At 64.2% G+C, this 14,180-nt stretch carries 15 protein-coding genes; 3 read left to right on the top strand and 12 right to left on the bottom strand.

All coding sequences use genetic code 11. The features are described from left to right. Window positions 1-183 precede the first annotated feature (183 nt). Window positions 184-1,134 carry a LysR substrate-binding domain-containing protein gene (locus G8E10_RS00295; protein WP_110799951.1) on the bottom strand — a complete coding sequence of 317 codons (951 nt, stop codon included), beginning with the start codon at window positions 1,132-1,134 and terminating at the stop codon, window positions 184-186. Window positions 1,135-1,331: 197 nt separating this feature from the next. Here G8E10_RS00295 and G8E10_RS00290 point away from each other — a divergent pair, with 197 nt between their 5' ends. After that, entirely contained in the window at window positions 1,332-1,622 is a 291-nt protein-coding gene (locus G8E10_RS00290; protein WP_110799950.1) for a DUF1127 domain-containing protein, read from the top strand. Between the two features lie 220 nt (window positions 1,623-1,842). On the opposite strand, the gene G8E10_RS00285 is transcribed toward G8E10_RS00290, so the two are convergent. From G8E10_RS00285 to G8E10_RS00250, 8 genes are all read right to left on the bottom strand, one after another. Further along, window positions 1,843-2,688, bottom strand: a complete 846-nt coding sequence (locus tag G8E10_RS00285) for a DUF937 domain-containing protein (RefSeq protein ID WP_132663763.1) — start codon at window positions 2,686-2,688, stop codon at window positions 1,843-1,845. A gap of 100 nt (window positions 2,689-2,788) precedes the next feature. Further along, window positions 2,789-4,162: a glutamate--cysteine ligase gene (locus G8E10_RS00280; protein ID WP_167125905.1), complete on the bottom strand. Its 1,374-nt coding sequence runs from the start codon at window positions 4,160-4,162 to the stop codon at window positions 2,789-2,791. Between the two features lie 145 nt (window positions 4,163-4,307). Next, a complete protein-coding gene (locus G8E10_RS00275) occupies window positions 4,308-5,045 on the bottom strand; it encodes a 16S rRNA (uracil(1498)-N(3))-methyltransferase (protein ID WP_167125902.1) in 738 nt (245 codons plus the stop codon). Between the two features lie 9 nt (window positions 5,046-5,054). Then, window positions 5,055-6,560 carry an inorganic phosphate transporter gene (locus G8E10_RS00270; RefSeq protein ID WP_167125899.1) on the bottom strand — a complete coding sequence of 502 codons (1,506 nt, stop codon included), beginning with the start codon at window positions 6,558-6,560 and terminating at the stop codon, window positions 5,055-5,057. A gap of 288 nt (window positions 6,561-6,848) precedes the next feature. Further along, a complete protein-coding gene (locus tag G8E10_RS00265; RefSeq protein ID WP_425530805.1) occupies window positions 6,849-7,358 on the bottom strand; it encodes an NUDIX hydrolase in 510 nt (169 codons plus the stop codon). A gap of 298 nt (window positions 7,359-7,656) precedes the next feature. After that, complete coding sequence (locus G8E10_RS00260; RefSeq protein WP_281517381.1) at window positions 7,657-8,421, bottom strand: FadR/GntR family transcriptional regulator; 765 nt, start codon at window positions 8,419-8,421, stop codon at window positions 7,657-7,659. 150 nt (window positions 8,422-8,571) lie between these two features. After that, on the bottom strand, window positions 8,572-9,285 hold the full coding sequence (locus G8E10_RS00255) for a L,D-transpeptidase (protein ID WP_245419987.1): 714 nt from the start codon (window positions 9,283-9,285) through the stop codon (window positions 8,572-8,574). A gap of 215 nt (window positions 9,286-9,500) precedes the next feature. Beyond that, window positions 9,501-10,319, bottom strand: a complete 819-nt coding sequence (locus G8E10_RS00250; RefSeq protein ID WP_167125893.1) for a L,D-transpeptidase — start codon at window positions 10,317-10,319, stop codon at window positions 9,501-9,503. A gap of 190 nt (window positions 10,320-10,509) precedes the next feature. Between G8E10_RS00250 and G8E10_RS00245 the strand changes: the two genes are divergently transcribed. Continuing rightward, complete coding sequence (locus G8E10_RS00245) at window positions 10,510-11,190, top strand: DNA-3-methyladenine glycosylase I (RefSeq protein ID WP_425530804.1); 681 nt, start codon at window positions 10,510-10,512, stop codon at window positions 11,188-11,190. Window positions 11,191-11,294: 104 nt separating this feature from the next. On the opposite strand, the gene G8E10_RS00240 is transcribed toward G8E10_RS00245, so the two are convergent. From G8E10_RS00240 to G8E10_RS00230, 3 genes are all read right to left on the bottom strand, one after another. Continuing rightward, entirely contained in the window at window positions 11,295-11,483 is a 189-nt protein-coding gene (locus G8E10_RS00240) for a hypothetical protein (protein ID WP_132446357.1), read from the bottom strand. 77 nt (window positions 11,484-11,560) lie between these two features. Then, on the bottom strand, window positions 11,561-11,959 hold the full coding sequence (copM, locus tag G8E10_RS00235; RefSeq protein WP_167125887.1) for a CopM family metallochaperone: 399 nt from the start codon (window positions 11,957-11,959) through the stop codon (window positions 11,561-11,563). Window positions 11,960-11,991: 32 nt separating this feature from the next. Next, window positions 11,992-12,339, bottom strand: coding sequence for a hypothetical protein (locus tag G8E10_RS00230; protein ID WP_167125884.1), 348 nt, complete (start codon window positions 12,337-12,339; stop codon window positions 11,992-11,994). Between the two features lie 167 nt (window positions 12,340-12,506). Between G8E10_RS00230 and hisS the strand changes: the two genes are divergently transcribed. Beyond that, window positions 12,507-14,069: a histidine--tRNA ligase gene (gene hisS, locus G8E10_RS00225; protein ID WP_167125880.1), complete on the top strand. Its 1,563-nt coding sequence runs from the start codon at window positions 12,507-12,509 to the stop codon at window positions 14,067-14,069. Window positions 14,070-14,180 lie beyond the last annotated feature (111 nt).

Here is a 14,180-nt window from a genome sequence, read left to right as displayed (position 1 = left end):
GTCTTCCCGATTCCATGTCTGCTAGACACCCGGTGTGCGACACATGCCGCGCATCAGGCCCCCAGAATGATGCCGGGAACCGCTGCCAGTCCCCGTTGAAGTCAGTATGGCGCAGGCCGAAGAATGCGTCCAGAGGTTGATGTCAGGATGTGGATATCTTTGAAAGGGAAGCCTCTGGGCGCCTTACCAGCCGGAGAGAAGCTGGTTCTGCCGGGCCCGGGGAATGCGTGTGAGGCCCTTGAGGTCGCCGTCCAGATCGTCGCCCGTCACCTGCGGCGTGATGTTGTCGAGGCAGGCGGTGATGTGGTTGCTGATGGCGGTGGAGAGCGACGGCGAGAGGCCCGGCCGCTTCATGATGCCGATCTGCACGGGGGCGAGCGCGGGAAAGCCGTCGGCTTGACTCAGCACCTTCATGCCGCTGCGAAGTGCGGATTCCGGCAGCACGGAAACGGCCATGCCGGCGAGGACGGCGGCTGCGACAACCGTCGAGGACCAGCTCGTGAACAGGATGTTGTATTCCTTGCCGGTCGCATCCAGCGCCGAGCAGGCGGCTTGGCGCCACTGGCAGTCGCGCTTGCCCACGGCCAGCGGCACCGAGGCATTTTCCGATAGGGGATGATTGGCCGAGCTGACCCAGCAGAGCGGCTCCGTGCGCACGACGTCGGACGCGCGAATACGCGGATTGTGGGTGACGAGCGCGATATCGAGCTCGCCGCGCGCGATCTTTTCGGCAAGGTCCACCGAGGGTTCGCAGACGATGAAAAGCTCGACGTTCGGATGGGTCTTGGCAAAGCGGACGATGATTTCCGGCATGTAGCGGTCGGCATAGTCGTCGGGCGTCCCGATGCGCAGCGTGCCCTCCAGCCGGTTGTCGTCGAAGGCGGCGACGGCCTCGTTGTTGAGGCGGATCATGCGGCGGGCATAGTTGAGCAGCTTTTCGCCCTCGGTCGTCAGCCGGTTGCCGCGCCCGTCCTTGGCAAACAGCGCCTTGCCGATCCGCTCTTCCAGCCGACGCATCTGCATCGACACGGCCGATTGCGTCTTGAACACCCGCTCGGCCGCCCGGGTAAAGCTTCCCGTGTCGGCGATGGCGACGAAAGTCTGGAGCTGGTCGAGGTCGAGAGGAGAGGCCATGGCGGTGCCTATAAGTTTGTTTGATGAATACCATTAGAAACATTCGTTGGACTGATCAATATCGATTTGCGACTGTCGGGCTGCAAACAACGTCTTCTTAACCCCCGCAGCGCCAATGCTTCGGTCAACCTCCATCCAACCTGCGTCCGCTCAAGGACGTGGGATGTCCGACCCGTGCCTTTTCAGGAGCAAAGCCAATGCGCACGCCAGATACCGCCCTTGATCTCACCCTCGCCGGCAAGCCGGCCGTGCTGCGCCTGTCCGCACTGACGCAGGGTCTCGTGACGGTTTGGCGCCTCCTGAAGAACCACCGCGCCGCAGGCCATCTGCACGACCTCGACGACCGGCAGCTCGCCGATATCGGCCTTAGCCGGAACGATGTGCGCGACGCCACCATGTCGGCCTTCTTCGAGGATCCGAGCCGGCATCTGACCACGGCCGCCCGCGAGCGCGCCAACCGCTATTACCGGGATGCCCGCTCCCGCTGACACCCGACGCCGCCGCCGTGAGCCCGCCCCGATCAAAGGCCGGTGACGGCGAGGCAAGCCTCTTTGGTGCCGCGTGCTCTCCCCGGGCATGCGGCGCCCGGATGGTGCGGCCGCTCGCATCATCCGCGTTCCCCGCAGGGTTATAGCCAACGACCCTGCCGCTTGCCCGGCGCTCCGATCCGTTCGGCGCCGGGCTTTTTTATGCGCGAATGCCGGGGTCTCAGCTTTTGGGCTGGAACGGCTTGAAAAGGCCGTCGATCGCCTTCTGATATTCCTTCTGCGCCTCGATGCCGCTGTCGAACATGGTGTTGAACATATCGACGACAGGGGCCTTCGGCGCCGGCGGGGCCTCGGCCGGCTTTGCCTGGCCTTGACCTTGGCCGGGAGCTTGGGGCGAGGCCATGCTCATCATGTCCTGAAAGGCCTTCATGAACGGGTTGCCGGCAAACATGTCCGGTGCGGCCTGCGGCTTTTCCGGCGACTTCGGCGGGGTGAAGAAGGCCTGCATCGCCTGCGTGAAAGGGTTGTCGAAGGGGTTCGGCATGGCCGGGGGCTCCTTCTTGCGGGCAAGGCCGATCGTCTCCAGCCAGGTCTGCATCGCCGGGCCGAACGGGTTGTCGCCGAAGGAGGGCGGCGCGCTCATCTGCCCGGTCGCCTGCTTGAACAGCCCGCCCATGATGGCGCTCGCCACCACCGGCAGCATCTGCCGGTAGATGTCCTGCCCGATCCCGGTCAGCTGCGCGGCTTGTGCCGCCACGGCGCCCGACATGTCCTTCGAGCCGAAGATCTGCCCAAGCGCTGCCTGCCCGTCGGCCAGCCCTTGCGGGGTGAAGGCCTTGGTCATGTCCTCGAAATATTTGGCATAGCCGCCGCTGCTCATCGAAGCGAGAAACGTGCCGAAGTCATAGGGGTTGGCGGCGTTGGTCTTCAGCCCGGCGGAAAAGGCGGGCATCAGCGCGGCCGTCGCCTTGGCCATCTGCTCCTGCGCCAGCCCGAACTGCTGCGCCATGACATCCATGGCACGCCCGTTCTGTGCCTGCATCATCATGTCGAATAGGGGGATCATCGTCTCATCCTTGTTGCAGGCAGCGCTCTCTGCTGCACTATAACGGGAAAAAGACGTTAGGAAATTGCTTTCTAACCCAGGTCGCCGGATACCGCGCCGCTCAGTAGGCGTAGTCCTTGAACACAGGTTCGACCGAGCCGTTCCAGCGGCCCTTGTAGAGCGACAGCATTTCCTGCGCGAGCGTGGTGCCGCGGGCGACGACCTCGTCGAGCGGCGCGAGGAAATGGGTCTCATCAACGCCTTCGCCGTTCAGCCGGTTGCGCGCCTTCAGGCCCGCACGCGACACCGAGAGCACGTCGCGGGCGATGTCGCCAAGCTTGCGGCCCCGCACCGTCGCATCCAGCCCTTGCGCGGGCACGGCATCGCGCAGTGCGATGACGTCCTCATAGGTCCAGTCCTTCACCAGTTCGGCGGCGCTCGCAAGAGCGGCATCGTCGTAGAGCAGGCCGACCCAGAAGGCGGGCAGGGCACAGATGCGCCGCCAAGGGCCGCCATCTGCGCCGCGCATTTCGAGGAACCGCTTCAGCCGCACATCGGGAAACAGCGTCGAGAGATGGTTGGTCCAGTCGCCCATGTTGGGCTCCCAGTCGGCAAGCTCGCCCTTCAGCGCGCCGGCCATGAACTGGCGGAAGGTCACATGCGTGCAGTCGTGGTAGCGCCCGTCGCGCACGACGAAATACATCGGCGCATCCAGCGCCCACTCGACATATTGCTCGAAGCGGAAATGACCGGTCAGTGCTGCGGGCAGCACGCCAGCGCGCTGGTTGTCGGTATCCCGCCAGATCTCGCCGCGCCACGATTGCAGACCGTTCGGCTTGCCCTCGGTGAAGGGCGAGCTGGCAAACAGTGCGGTCGCCAGCGGCTGCAGTTTCAGCGACACCTGCATTTTCGCCGCCATGTCGGCTTCGGACGAGAAATCGAGGTTCACCTGGATCGTGCAGGTCCGGTACATCATGTCGAGCCCTTGGGTGCCGACCTTCGGCATGTAGCGGGTCATGATGTCGTAGCGCGACTTCGGCATGCGCGGGGTGTCCGCCAGCGTCCATGTCGGGCTGCCGCCGATGCCGAGAAAGCGGATGCCGAGGGGCTCGGCAATATCGCGCAGCACCGCCAGATGCGTGTTGGATTCCTTGCACGTCTCGTGCAGCGTCTCGACCGGCGCGCCGGAGAGCTCGAACTGCCCGCCCGGCTCCAGCGAGATGGCGCCGCGACCCGTCGGCTCCACAAGGCCGATCAGGTGCCCGGCATCGATGATCGGCTCCCAGCCGGTCTTCTGCTGCATGCCTTCCAGAAGCGTCAGGATCCCGGCATCGCCGGCATAGGGCACGGGGCTGTTGTCGGCGGTGTAGAACACGAATTTTTCGTGCTCGGTGCCGATGCGGAAGGCCTCTTTCGGCTTGTTGCCGTCCGCCAGATATTCGGTCAACTCGGAAACGGAGGTCACCGGTGTCTGGTCGGTCGTATCGCGGGCCATGGGTATCGTCTCGGTAACGGAGAAACCCGGCCGTTTAGCAGGGCATGAGAGCAGCTAAGTAAGGGCTGATTGAACCGCTTTCAGATGCGGTGCAAGCAAAAATATTTCAACCTTCGTTCAAAAATCGCAAGAGCCCTGTGGCGTTTCAGCGCCAGTCGCCCAGCGTCGCCTGAATGATCGCCATGGCGGCGACGGCCGCCGTGTCGGCCCGCAGGATGCGCGGCCCGAGCGGGATCGCCGTCACGAAGTCGAGCCCGCGCAAGGTGTTGCGTTCCGCCTCGGAAAACCCGCCTTCCGGACCGACGAGCAGCGCGAACCGCGCATCCGTCAGCCCGCGCAGCACCGGCAGCGGGTTGTCGCCGGCATCGCCCTCGTCGCAAAAAAGGATGCGGCGGTCGCGCGGCCATGTTTCCAGAAGCGCCTCCAGCCGCACCGGCTCGCGCACGTCGGGCATCGCCAGCACGCCGCATTGCTCGGCAGCCTCGATGACATTGGCCTGCAGCCGCTCCAGGCTGGTGATGCGCCCCTGCACATGCTGCGTCATCACGGGCTGCAAGAGGCCGGCACCCATCTCCACCGCCTTCTGCACGAGATAGTCGAGCCGTCCTACCTTCAGCGGCGCGAAGAGATAATGGAGGTCGGGCAGGGGAGACTGCGGCCGCGTCTGCTCCCGCGGGATCAGCGCCATGCGCTTGCGGGTGGGCATGGAAATCTCCGCCCGCCACTCGCCGTCACGCCCGTTGAACAGGAGGAGATCGCGGCCTTCCTCCATGCGCAGCACATTGGCGAGATAGTTGAACTGGTCCTTCGTCGTCTCCACCGCGATGTCGGAGACGAGATCCGGCGCGACGAACAGGCGCTGCATGCGAAAATTGGCTCTCATGATGCCGTTCTACAGAAAGATCGCGGAGAAGAGAATGTAGAGGAGCGCCGAAAGCAGAGCGGAGGCGGGGACGGTGATGATCCAGGCGCCGACGATGGTCATGAAATGCGAGCGCCGCACCAGCTGCCGCCGCCGCGTCTCGTCCGCGCCATGCTCGGTCCGCAGCTGGAACTCGGACTGTCCGGTCTTCCGCCGTACATAGTCCAGCCGCAGCTTGGAATTGCGCGTGTACCATTCGCGGAAGAAGCCGATGCCGAACACGGCGCCGACGGCGATATGGGTCGTGCTGACCGGCAGACCGAAGGTCGAGGCGAAGATGACGGTGATGGCGGTGGCGAGCGCGACGCAGAAGGCGCGCACCGGATTGAGCTTGGTGATTTCCTCGCCGACCACGCGGATGAGCTTCGGTCCGTAGAGCAGCAGTCCGGCGGAGATGCCGAGCGCGCCGATCAGGAGAACCCAGAACGCGACGTCCGCGGTTTCCGTCGGTACCAGCGTGCCGACATTGGCAACGATGGCCGACAGCGGCCCGACCGCATTCGAGACATCATTGGACCCGTGCGCGAACGAGAGAAGAGCCGCGGAGACGACGAGCGGCAGATGGAACAGCGGCCGCAGCGACTGGTTGCGGTTCTCGAGCCCGACCGCCCGGCGCGCCACGGTGCGGCGCGAAACGAGATAGATCAGGATACCGACGACAAGGCCCACCGCCAGCCCTTCGCCAAGCGTGATCTCATAGACACGCTCCAGCCCGATCAGCGCGAAATAAGCGGCGAAGACGCCGCCCATGCAGGCGAGCAGGATCGGAATCCAGAACACCGCCCCGGCGATCTTGTCCTCCCGGTAGATGATGAACGTCTTGATGAAGAACAAAAGCCCAGCTGCCACCCCGCCGCCGATGAACGGCGACAGCATCCAGCTGAGCGTAATGCCGCCGAGAGACAGCCATTGCACCGACGAGAACCCGACGGCCGCAACGCCGCCGCCCAGAATGCTGCCGACGATGGCATGCGTTGTCGAAATCGGCGCACTGCACCATGTCGCGATGTTGATCCAGACGGCCGCCGATATCAGTGCCGACATCATGACCCAGACCAGCGTCGCACTGTCGGTGAAGGCCGTGGCATCCACGAGCCCGCCCTCGATGGTCGAGACCACCCGCCCGCCGGCAAACAGCGCGCCGGCGATCTCGAAGATCGCGGCGATCACGAGCGCGCCCGTCATCGTCATCGCCCGCGCGCCGACGGCCGCGCCGACATTGTTGGTGACGTCGTTGGCGCCGATGTTCATGGCCATGTAGCCGGCGATGGCCGCGGCCGCGACGACGATGATCGCGCCGGGAGCCGTGGAAACGGCACTCGCCGCGATGATCATGACGAGGACGAGAAAGATGAAGCCGAGACCGAGGCCGACGGAGCTTTTCAGGACGAAATGCGACGCCTCCTCGTTCAGCGTCAGCTTGTCGAGGTCCTTGTCGAGTGTCGATTTCTCCAGAGCGGGTGTCGTCTTCCCCATGTCATTCCTTGTCGCACCGGCGTGCTGCCGCGACAGCCCTGCAGCGACGGTTGAGTCGCGCGGCAGGGCAGGCGCCGTCCGTATCGTGTCGTCCTCTTATACGAGAAATCTCGCACGACGCTTGCCAAGCGCGCAAACGTCGCGACATCACCGCCGGCGAGCTTTTGTCAGATTGAGGGTATGCCACAAGCCTGACAGTCTCATGATCGCCCTGCATGCCGCTCGAAAGCGGCCGAAAACAGGCCGAAGACGAATCGTGCTGCAGGATCGAAGCGAAAATGGGGTGTACTATTGCGCGGCGCTGCGGGGCTCGTCGGGCTGCATGGTCGCGAGAAGCTGGGTCTGGAAGTCGAGGATGAGCGCGCGCAGGCTCGGTTCCGCAACGCGGCCGGCAGCCTCCGTGAAGGTGACCCATTCCAGGGTACGCGAGCCCTTTTCGGGAAAGCGCTTGGCCATGTCGAACACGACGACCGGATAGACGTGAACCCGGCAGGTGATCTTCAGGCCGTTGTTCATACCCTTTTCATAGATGAAGCTGCCGATGGAATCGGAGGAGGGCTCGCCCTTCACGCCGGCCTCTTCCCAGGCCTCGCGGGCGGCGACCTCGTGCGAGGCCTTGCCTTCCATGGGCCAGCCCTTGGGAATCACCCAGCGCCCGGTGTCACGGCTGGTGATCAGCAGCATTTCCGGCACGGCACTTTTCTTCCGGAATCGATAGCACAGGGCAGCGAACTGCATGCGCTCGGGACGGCGGAACATCAGGCGGACTTCGGAAACGATGCTGTCGAGGATGGTCAATGACGTGCGGCCCTTTCCACGGAATCAGTGTCCGGGAGAATAGTCGAAGTTGCCGCGAGCGGCGGTGATGATAATGCTTGGCCTAACTCCGCTGGAAGGAGGTCGATCCATGATTGTCAGAAAAAATGATATGGCTCCCGTCATATCCGAAAATATGAATATTCGAATGGACGCGGAGGCTGTCACAGTCCATAGAAATCTACTTCATGCGAGTGATTCTTACTATGCCTGCAATCTTGTGCAGACATAGTCGCACACCGCCATCGCCTATCGCGGATGCGACATCCCATGGCGCAATTCAATCCTGATGCCGTTCCTGCAGGCGCAGACGCGCAATCCGCGCGCGGTCCTCTGCCCGGTGTGCATCGAGGCTTGCGCCGATCACGAAATCGATATGGTTCTCGGCGGCCCGGCGTGCAGCATTGCCATCGGCGCCAAGGATAGCCGCATGGATGGCCTCGTGCTGCTCCAGCAGCCTGTCGGCCGCCCCCGGCGCCGAAAACACCGTGGTGCGGCTGAAGAAGATGTCCTGCTCCAACAGCCGGTAGCACGACCGCAGCGTGTGCAACAGGATGATGTTGTGCGCGCTTTCGCCCACCGTCATGTGGAAGTCGATATCGGCGCGCAAGCCGCCGTCGCGGTCGTCCGCATCCTTCGCTGCCCGCATCCGCGCCACGATCCGTGTCAGGCTCTCGCGATCGGCAGGCGTTGCATGGCGGGCGGCCCGCTCGGCCGTCAGCCCCTCGATCTCGCGGCGATAGTCCAGATAGTCCCGCGCCGCCTTTTCGTGGCGAACGATCAGGGCACGCATGGGCTGCGAAAAGATCTCACCGATGATATCCGTGACGAAGGTCCCGCCGCCATGGCGGCTGACGAGCAGCCCGCGCGCCTCCAGTTCCTTCAGTGCCTCCCGCAGGATCGGCCGGGAGACGTCGAAGCGGGCGGCAAGGTCGCGCTCTCCCGGCAGCCGGTCGCCGTCGCGCAGCACGCCGTCGAGAATCAGCGTCTCGATCCGCTGCACGATCTCGTCGGCCGCCCGGCTATGATGGATGGCGGAGAACATTTCGACAGGCTCGTCCGCCACGCGCTTCCCCCACAGCATGTCCGGCCGAAGCGAGATCGCTTCGGCGTCGGATCATGCGACAAAACAAGAGACGAAAAAAGGACCGGCCGGCATCAAGCCGACCGGTCCCGAAAGTTTACACCCAAACGATCAGCCGCCGAAGATGGTGCGCAGCAGATCGATGCCGCGGTCGTCGTAGGAGACTTCGCCCTGCCTGTTGCCGGGTCCGACGACGATCACCTTGGCGCCGATCGAGGCGCGATCGTAGAGGTGCTCGACATCCTGGTTCATCATGCGGATGCAGCCGGACGACATGTTCTGCCCGATGGTCCAGGGCTGGTTGGTGCCGTGGATGCGGAAGCCGCTGTCGCTTTTGCCCTTGTAGAGATAGAGGGCGCGCGCGCCGAGCGGGTTGTTGACCCCGCCTTCCATGTAGGCCGGCAGGATATGGCCGTTCTTGCGCTCGCGCACGATCATTTCGGCGGGCGGCGTCCAGCCGGGCCATTCGGCCTTGCGCTGCACCTTCACCACGCCCGACCAGCCAAAGCCCTCGCGCCCGACGCCGATGCCGTAGCGGGTCGCCTTGTTGTTGCCTTCGACGTAGTAGAGATATTTGTGGTTGGTATCGACGATGATGGTGCCCGGCGCCTCGTCGGTGCGCAGCCGCACCTTGGTACGCCAGAATTCGCGCGCCGGCTTGCGCTGCGGGGCGGCAACGGTCGTCACGTCGCTCTGCCCGATGGTCGCGGCCGGTCGCTCGATCATCGTCGCCGATGCGACGCCGGCGCCGCCGATCAAGATCGCGACCGACAGGGCGGCCCCTGCCAGTCTTCCCCCTGTCAGTCTTCTCGCTGTCATTGTCATTCGTGTCTCTCCCACTCGAGCCCGCCAGTCGCGCCGTTCAGTCGCGCCCTGCGCAACGCATCGGGGAAACGCTATTCGATCGCACGCATCCCGCAAGATCATCGGTTGCAACATCGACCGAATGTGACCGTCCCCGATGTCACCTCGGGAACGGCTGTTGCCGAAAAAGCACGATACTGCGTCGAAACCGGCTTACGCGCCGACGCCCTCTCTCTTCACAACACGATGACGCGCGTCCCCACAGTCACCCGTTCGTAAAGGTCGGTGACGTCCTCGTTGCGCATGCGGATGCAGCCGGAGGAGACGGCATAGCCGATGGTCCAGGGCGCATTGGTGCCGTGGATGCGGTAGAGCGTGGAGCCGAGATACATGGCGCGGGCGCCAAGCGGGTTGGCAGGCCCGCCCTCCATGCTGGCGGGAAGATAATGCCCCTTGGCGGCCTCGCGGGCGATCATCTCGGATGGCGGGCGCCAGGTCGGCCACTCCGCCTTGCGCGTCACCTTGTGGGCGCCGGCCCACTCGAAGCCCGGCTTGCCGACGCCGACGCCATAGCGCCGGGCTTCGCCATTGCCGGTGACGAGATAAAGAAAGCGGCTGTTGGTATCGATGACGATCGTGCCGGGCCGCTCACGGGTCTCGTAGGCCACCATCTGCGGCAGGAACTGCGGATCGATCGGCCGTACGGGACGCTGCGGCGCCACCATGCCGGCCGAGCGGACCAGCGGTGCCGCCCGCTGCACGGCCGGACGCTGGTAAGGCCGCTGGTAGATCACCTGCTGGCGCGGAGCATAGGCTGCCGGGCGCTCGCGGTAGACGATGCGCGGCTGGTCGCCTGCGGCCCGCTGCCGGCGCACGCCCCTCTGATCGACGGGCGCATTGCCGGCGCCGAGCTGCATCAGCCAGGGCGCGGTCAGATCCGGGCTGACGATCACCGGCGGGCGGTTGCCGTAGCGCTCGGCGGCCTGCGCGTATCCGGAGCCGATATCGGTGAGGGCGACGGACAAGAGGGTGGTGAGGATCAACAATGTCTTCATGACGGGCTCGTTCTCGATCTGGCGGCGGCGGTGGCTCAGCCGGTTCATCCGGCGTATGGTGGAAGCCTGACACCGCAGCGGAATAGGAAGCGTAAACGAGCGTCGCGGAACGGGTGGCGGGCCCGTGAAAGTCTTCGGTAGGGTTATTGCGTGCTTTCGAAAAATGGTTGACGAAGCATGAAGCGTCGAGATGTTCGATGTAGGGAAGGCGAGAGCGATGAGCGAGACCGAGGCACCCCAGGGCGTGATCAAGGGCCTGATCACCGGCACGGACGGCCTGACCCGCTGCTTCTGGCCGGGCCAACTGCCGGATTACCTGCGCTACCACGACGAGGAATGGGGCCGCCCCGTCACCGACGACATCAGGCTGTTCGAGAAGATCTGCCTCGAAGGCTTCCAGTCCGGCCTCTCCTGGCTGACGATCCTCAGGAAGCGCGAATCCTTCCGCGCAGCCTTTGCCGGCTTCGATATCGATGCCATAGCTGCCTTCGGCGACGACGACATCGCCCGCTGCGTTGCGGATGCCGGCATCGTGCGCCATCGCGGCAAGATCGTCTCGACCATCAACAATGCGAAGCGCGCTCAGGAGTTGCGCGCCGAATTCGGCACGCTCGCCCGCTATTTCTGGAGCTATGAGCCGGCCCCGCACGAGCGGCCTGCCACTGTCACCTTCGCGGAGATCGCCGCCAATCCGACGACGCCCGTCTCCGTACGGATCTCAAAGGACCTGAAGAAACGCGGCTGGACCTTCGTCGGCCCGACCACCGTCTATGCCTTCATGCAGGCCATGGGCCTCGTCAACGACCATATCGAAGGCTGTATCTGCCGGCAGCCGATCGAGGACCTGCGCGCCCGTTTCGTGCGGCCGTAAGCCCTCGAGTTTGTCAGGGATAAGTGGAATCCGGTTATCCCGAAAAGACAAACGACAACAAAGGGCTTTAGGGTCTGACGGGTTCAGAATGAACCTGACAGACCCTAAAGCGTGCGGCCCCGCCGCCCGCTGGCCAGAAGCACGACGCCGATGACGGCGACAACAAGGCCGATGACGAGCCACTGCGTCTGCCCGGTCATGAAGCTCCCGCCCATCAGATTGGCGCCCTGCAGCGTCCAGATCAGCCCCACCAGCAGACAGAGCACACCCGCAATCGTCTTGAAACGCTTCATCCCGTTCTCCTCCAAATCGTCTCGCCGTGTTGCGTAGGGCAAGCCATGACCCGCCCCACGCCTTTATGTCTCAGGCCTCAGCCGCCGTTCTTGGCCAGCCAGTCCTTCATACGGGTGATCTCGGTTTCCTGCGCCGCGATCACCTCCTGCGCCAATGCGCGCAGGTTCGGGTCGGTGCCGAATTCCAGCTCCACCTTCGCCATGTCGATCGCGCCCTGATGATGCGCGATCATGCCTTTGGCGAAGTCCACATCGGCCTTGCCGGTGTACGTGATGGCCATGCCCTCGTGCATCCGGGCATTGGCCTTCGCAAAGGCCTGGCTCGACGGTCCCTTGTCGCCCTCGGGCTTTGTCATGCTCTCATGGTTCATCTGGCTGTGATCCATGGGCTTGGGCGCGTCCTGCGCCACGGCAAACGGGGCCAAGAGGGAGAGAAGGGCGATGGTTGCGGCGCATACGGCCTGTTGTCGAAACATGGTCTGTCCTTTCGAAATGATGATGAAGGCTATCAGGTCGAAAGAACCGCCTTGGGCGGCGGCGCTGCGGGTTGCGGGGCGGAGGCCGCCAACGGAAGCTCCGCCGCTGGTCGCACGCGCTGCACCGGGACGGCCAGCCGGCCGAGATCGCCGGCCGCGACCTCCAGTGCGAAACAGGCCGAGCAAAGCATGGGATGCGCACCCTTTGCCGGATGAGGGCAGCCGCTCGCGCAGTCGGGCGCTTCGGAATGGTTGCTCACCGCGTCATGCGCGGCAGCGATGGCGTCCCGATGCGCGAGACCCTGCGCCTGCGCCACGGCCGAGGTCCATCCCGACAGGATGGCGCAGAGGACGGCGAGGGCGAGGATGAAGGGGCGCATCCTCCCAACATAAGCAGGATCGGCGCGAAGGGAAGCCCGCCCGCGCCGTCCCGTTGCGCCCGCTCAGCCTTGCCGCCCAGCCTTGCCGCTCTGGCCGCGATCGGATAGGGAAGGCGCCACGCTATAGAACGAGCCCTTCCAGCCGCAAACGAGACGGTCGAGACGCCATGAACGACAAGAAGAAGAAGCCTCAGAAGCTCAAGGCCCGCCTGCCGCGCGGCTTCGTCGATCGCTCCGCCGCCGACATCCGTGCCGTCGATGGCATGGTGGCGAAAATCCGCGAGGTCTACGAGCGCTACGGCTTCGATCCCGTGGAAACGCCGCTGTTCGAATATACCGACGCACTCGGCAAGTTCCTGCCCGACAGCGACCGCCCGAACGAGGGCGTGTTCTCGCTGAAGGACGACGACGATCAGTGGATGTCGCTGCGCTACGACCTCACCGCGCCGCTCGCCCGCCACGTCGCGGAGAATTTCAACGAGATCCAGCTGCCCTACCGCACCTTCCGCGCCGGCTGGGTCTTCCGCAACGAAAAACCCGGCCCCGGCCGCTTCCGCCAGTTCATGCAGTTCGACGCCGACACCGTGGGCGCTGCTGGCTTTCAGGCCGATGCCGAGATGTGCATGATGATGGCGGATACGATGGAGGCGCTGGGGATCGCGCGCGGGGACTATGTCATCCGGGTGAACAACCGCAAGGTTTTGGATGGTGTGCTTGAGGCGATCGGGCTTGGCGGTGAGGAAAATGCCGGGCGGCGTCTGCATGTTCTGCGTGCAATGGACAAGTTTGATAAATTTGGCTCCAACGGCGTCAGGCTTCTTTTGGGTGGCGGTCGGTGGGATGGAGGCAGTGAAGGTGTAGGGGACTTCACCAAAGGAGCAGGTCTCAGCGAGAGCGCGATAAGCGCCATTATCAAACTGCTAACAGTGTTCGATGACCGCTTTGCTGACCTGCTGGGCGACATGCAAGATCTTCAGTTCAAGGAAATATTCGGCTCCGAATTCTCTATAAACCCAACATTTGAAGCTGGCGCACAAGAACTTTATTCAATTTACAACTTGGTATTCGCTGCTGGCTATGAATTTGACCGTATCAAAATCGACCCTTCTGTCGTCCGTGGCCTAGAATACTACACCGGCCCCGTCTTCGAAGCCGAACTGACCTTCCCCGTCACCAACGAAAAGGGCGAAAGCGTCGTCTTCGGTTCCGTCGGCGGCGGCGGTCGCTATGATGGCCTCGTCTCCCGCTTCATGGGCCAGCCCGTGCCCGCCACCGGCTTCTCCATCGGCGTCTCCCGCCTCATGACGGCGCTGAAGAACCTCGGCAAGCTGGGCGAGGACGAGGTTCTCGCCCCGGTCGTCGTCTGCGTCATGGACCGCGACATCGAAGCGCTCGGCCGCTACCAGCGCTTCACCCAGGCGCTCCGCCACGCCGGCATCCGCGCCGAAATGTACCAGGGCAACAAGAAGAACTTCGGCGACCAGCTGAAATACGCCGACCGCCGCGGCGCCCCTCTCGCCATCATCCAGGGCGGCGACGAGCGCGAGCAGGGCATCGTCCAGATCAAGGACCTGATCGAAGGCAAGCGCCTCTCCGGCGAGATCGAGGACAACGCCACCTGGCGCGAAGCCCGCGTGGCGCAGGTCTCCGTGCCCGAAGCCGAACTGGTGGAAAAAGTCCGCGAGATGCTGGACGCCCAGAGGCAGGACCGCGACCGGGCAGCAGGCTGACGCGCGTGTTCTCGATATCGCCGACCGCGCAGCCCCTCACCCTAACCCTCTCCCCGCACGCGGGGCGAGGGGACGTGCCTCATGCGCCCCTTGAGATGCCGGCAACCACTC

The sequence above is a fragment of the Ferranicluibacter rubi genome (assembly GCF_011603255.1).
Taxonomy (GTDB): domain Bacteria; phylum Pseudomonadota; class Alphaproteobacteria; order Rhizobiales; family Rhizobiaceae; genus Ferranicluibacter; species Ferranicluibacter rubi.
This window is presented reverse-complemented; position numbering and strand designations above follow the sequence as displayed.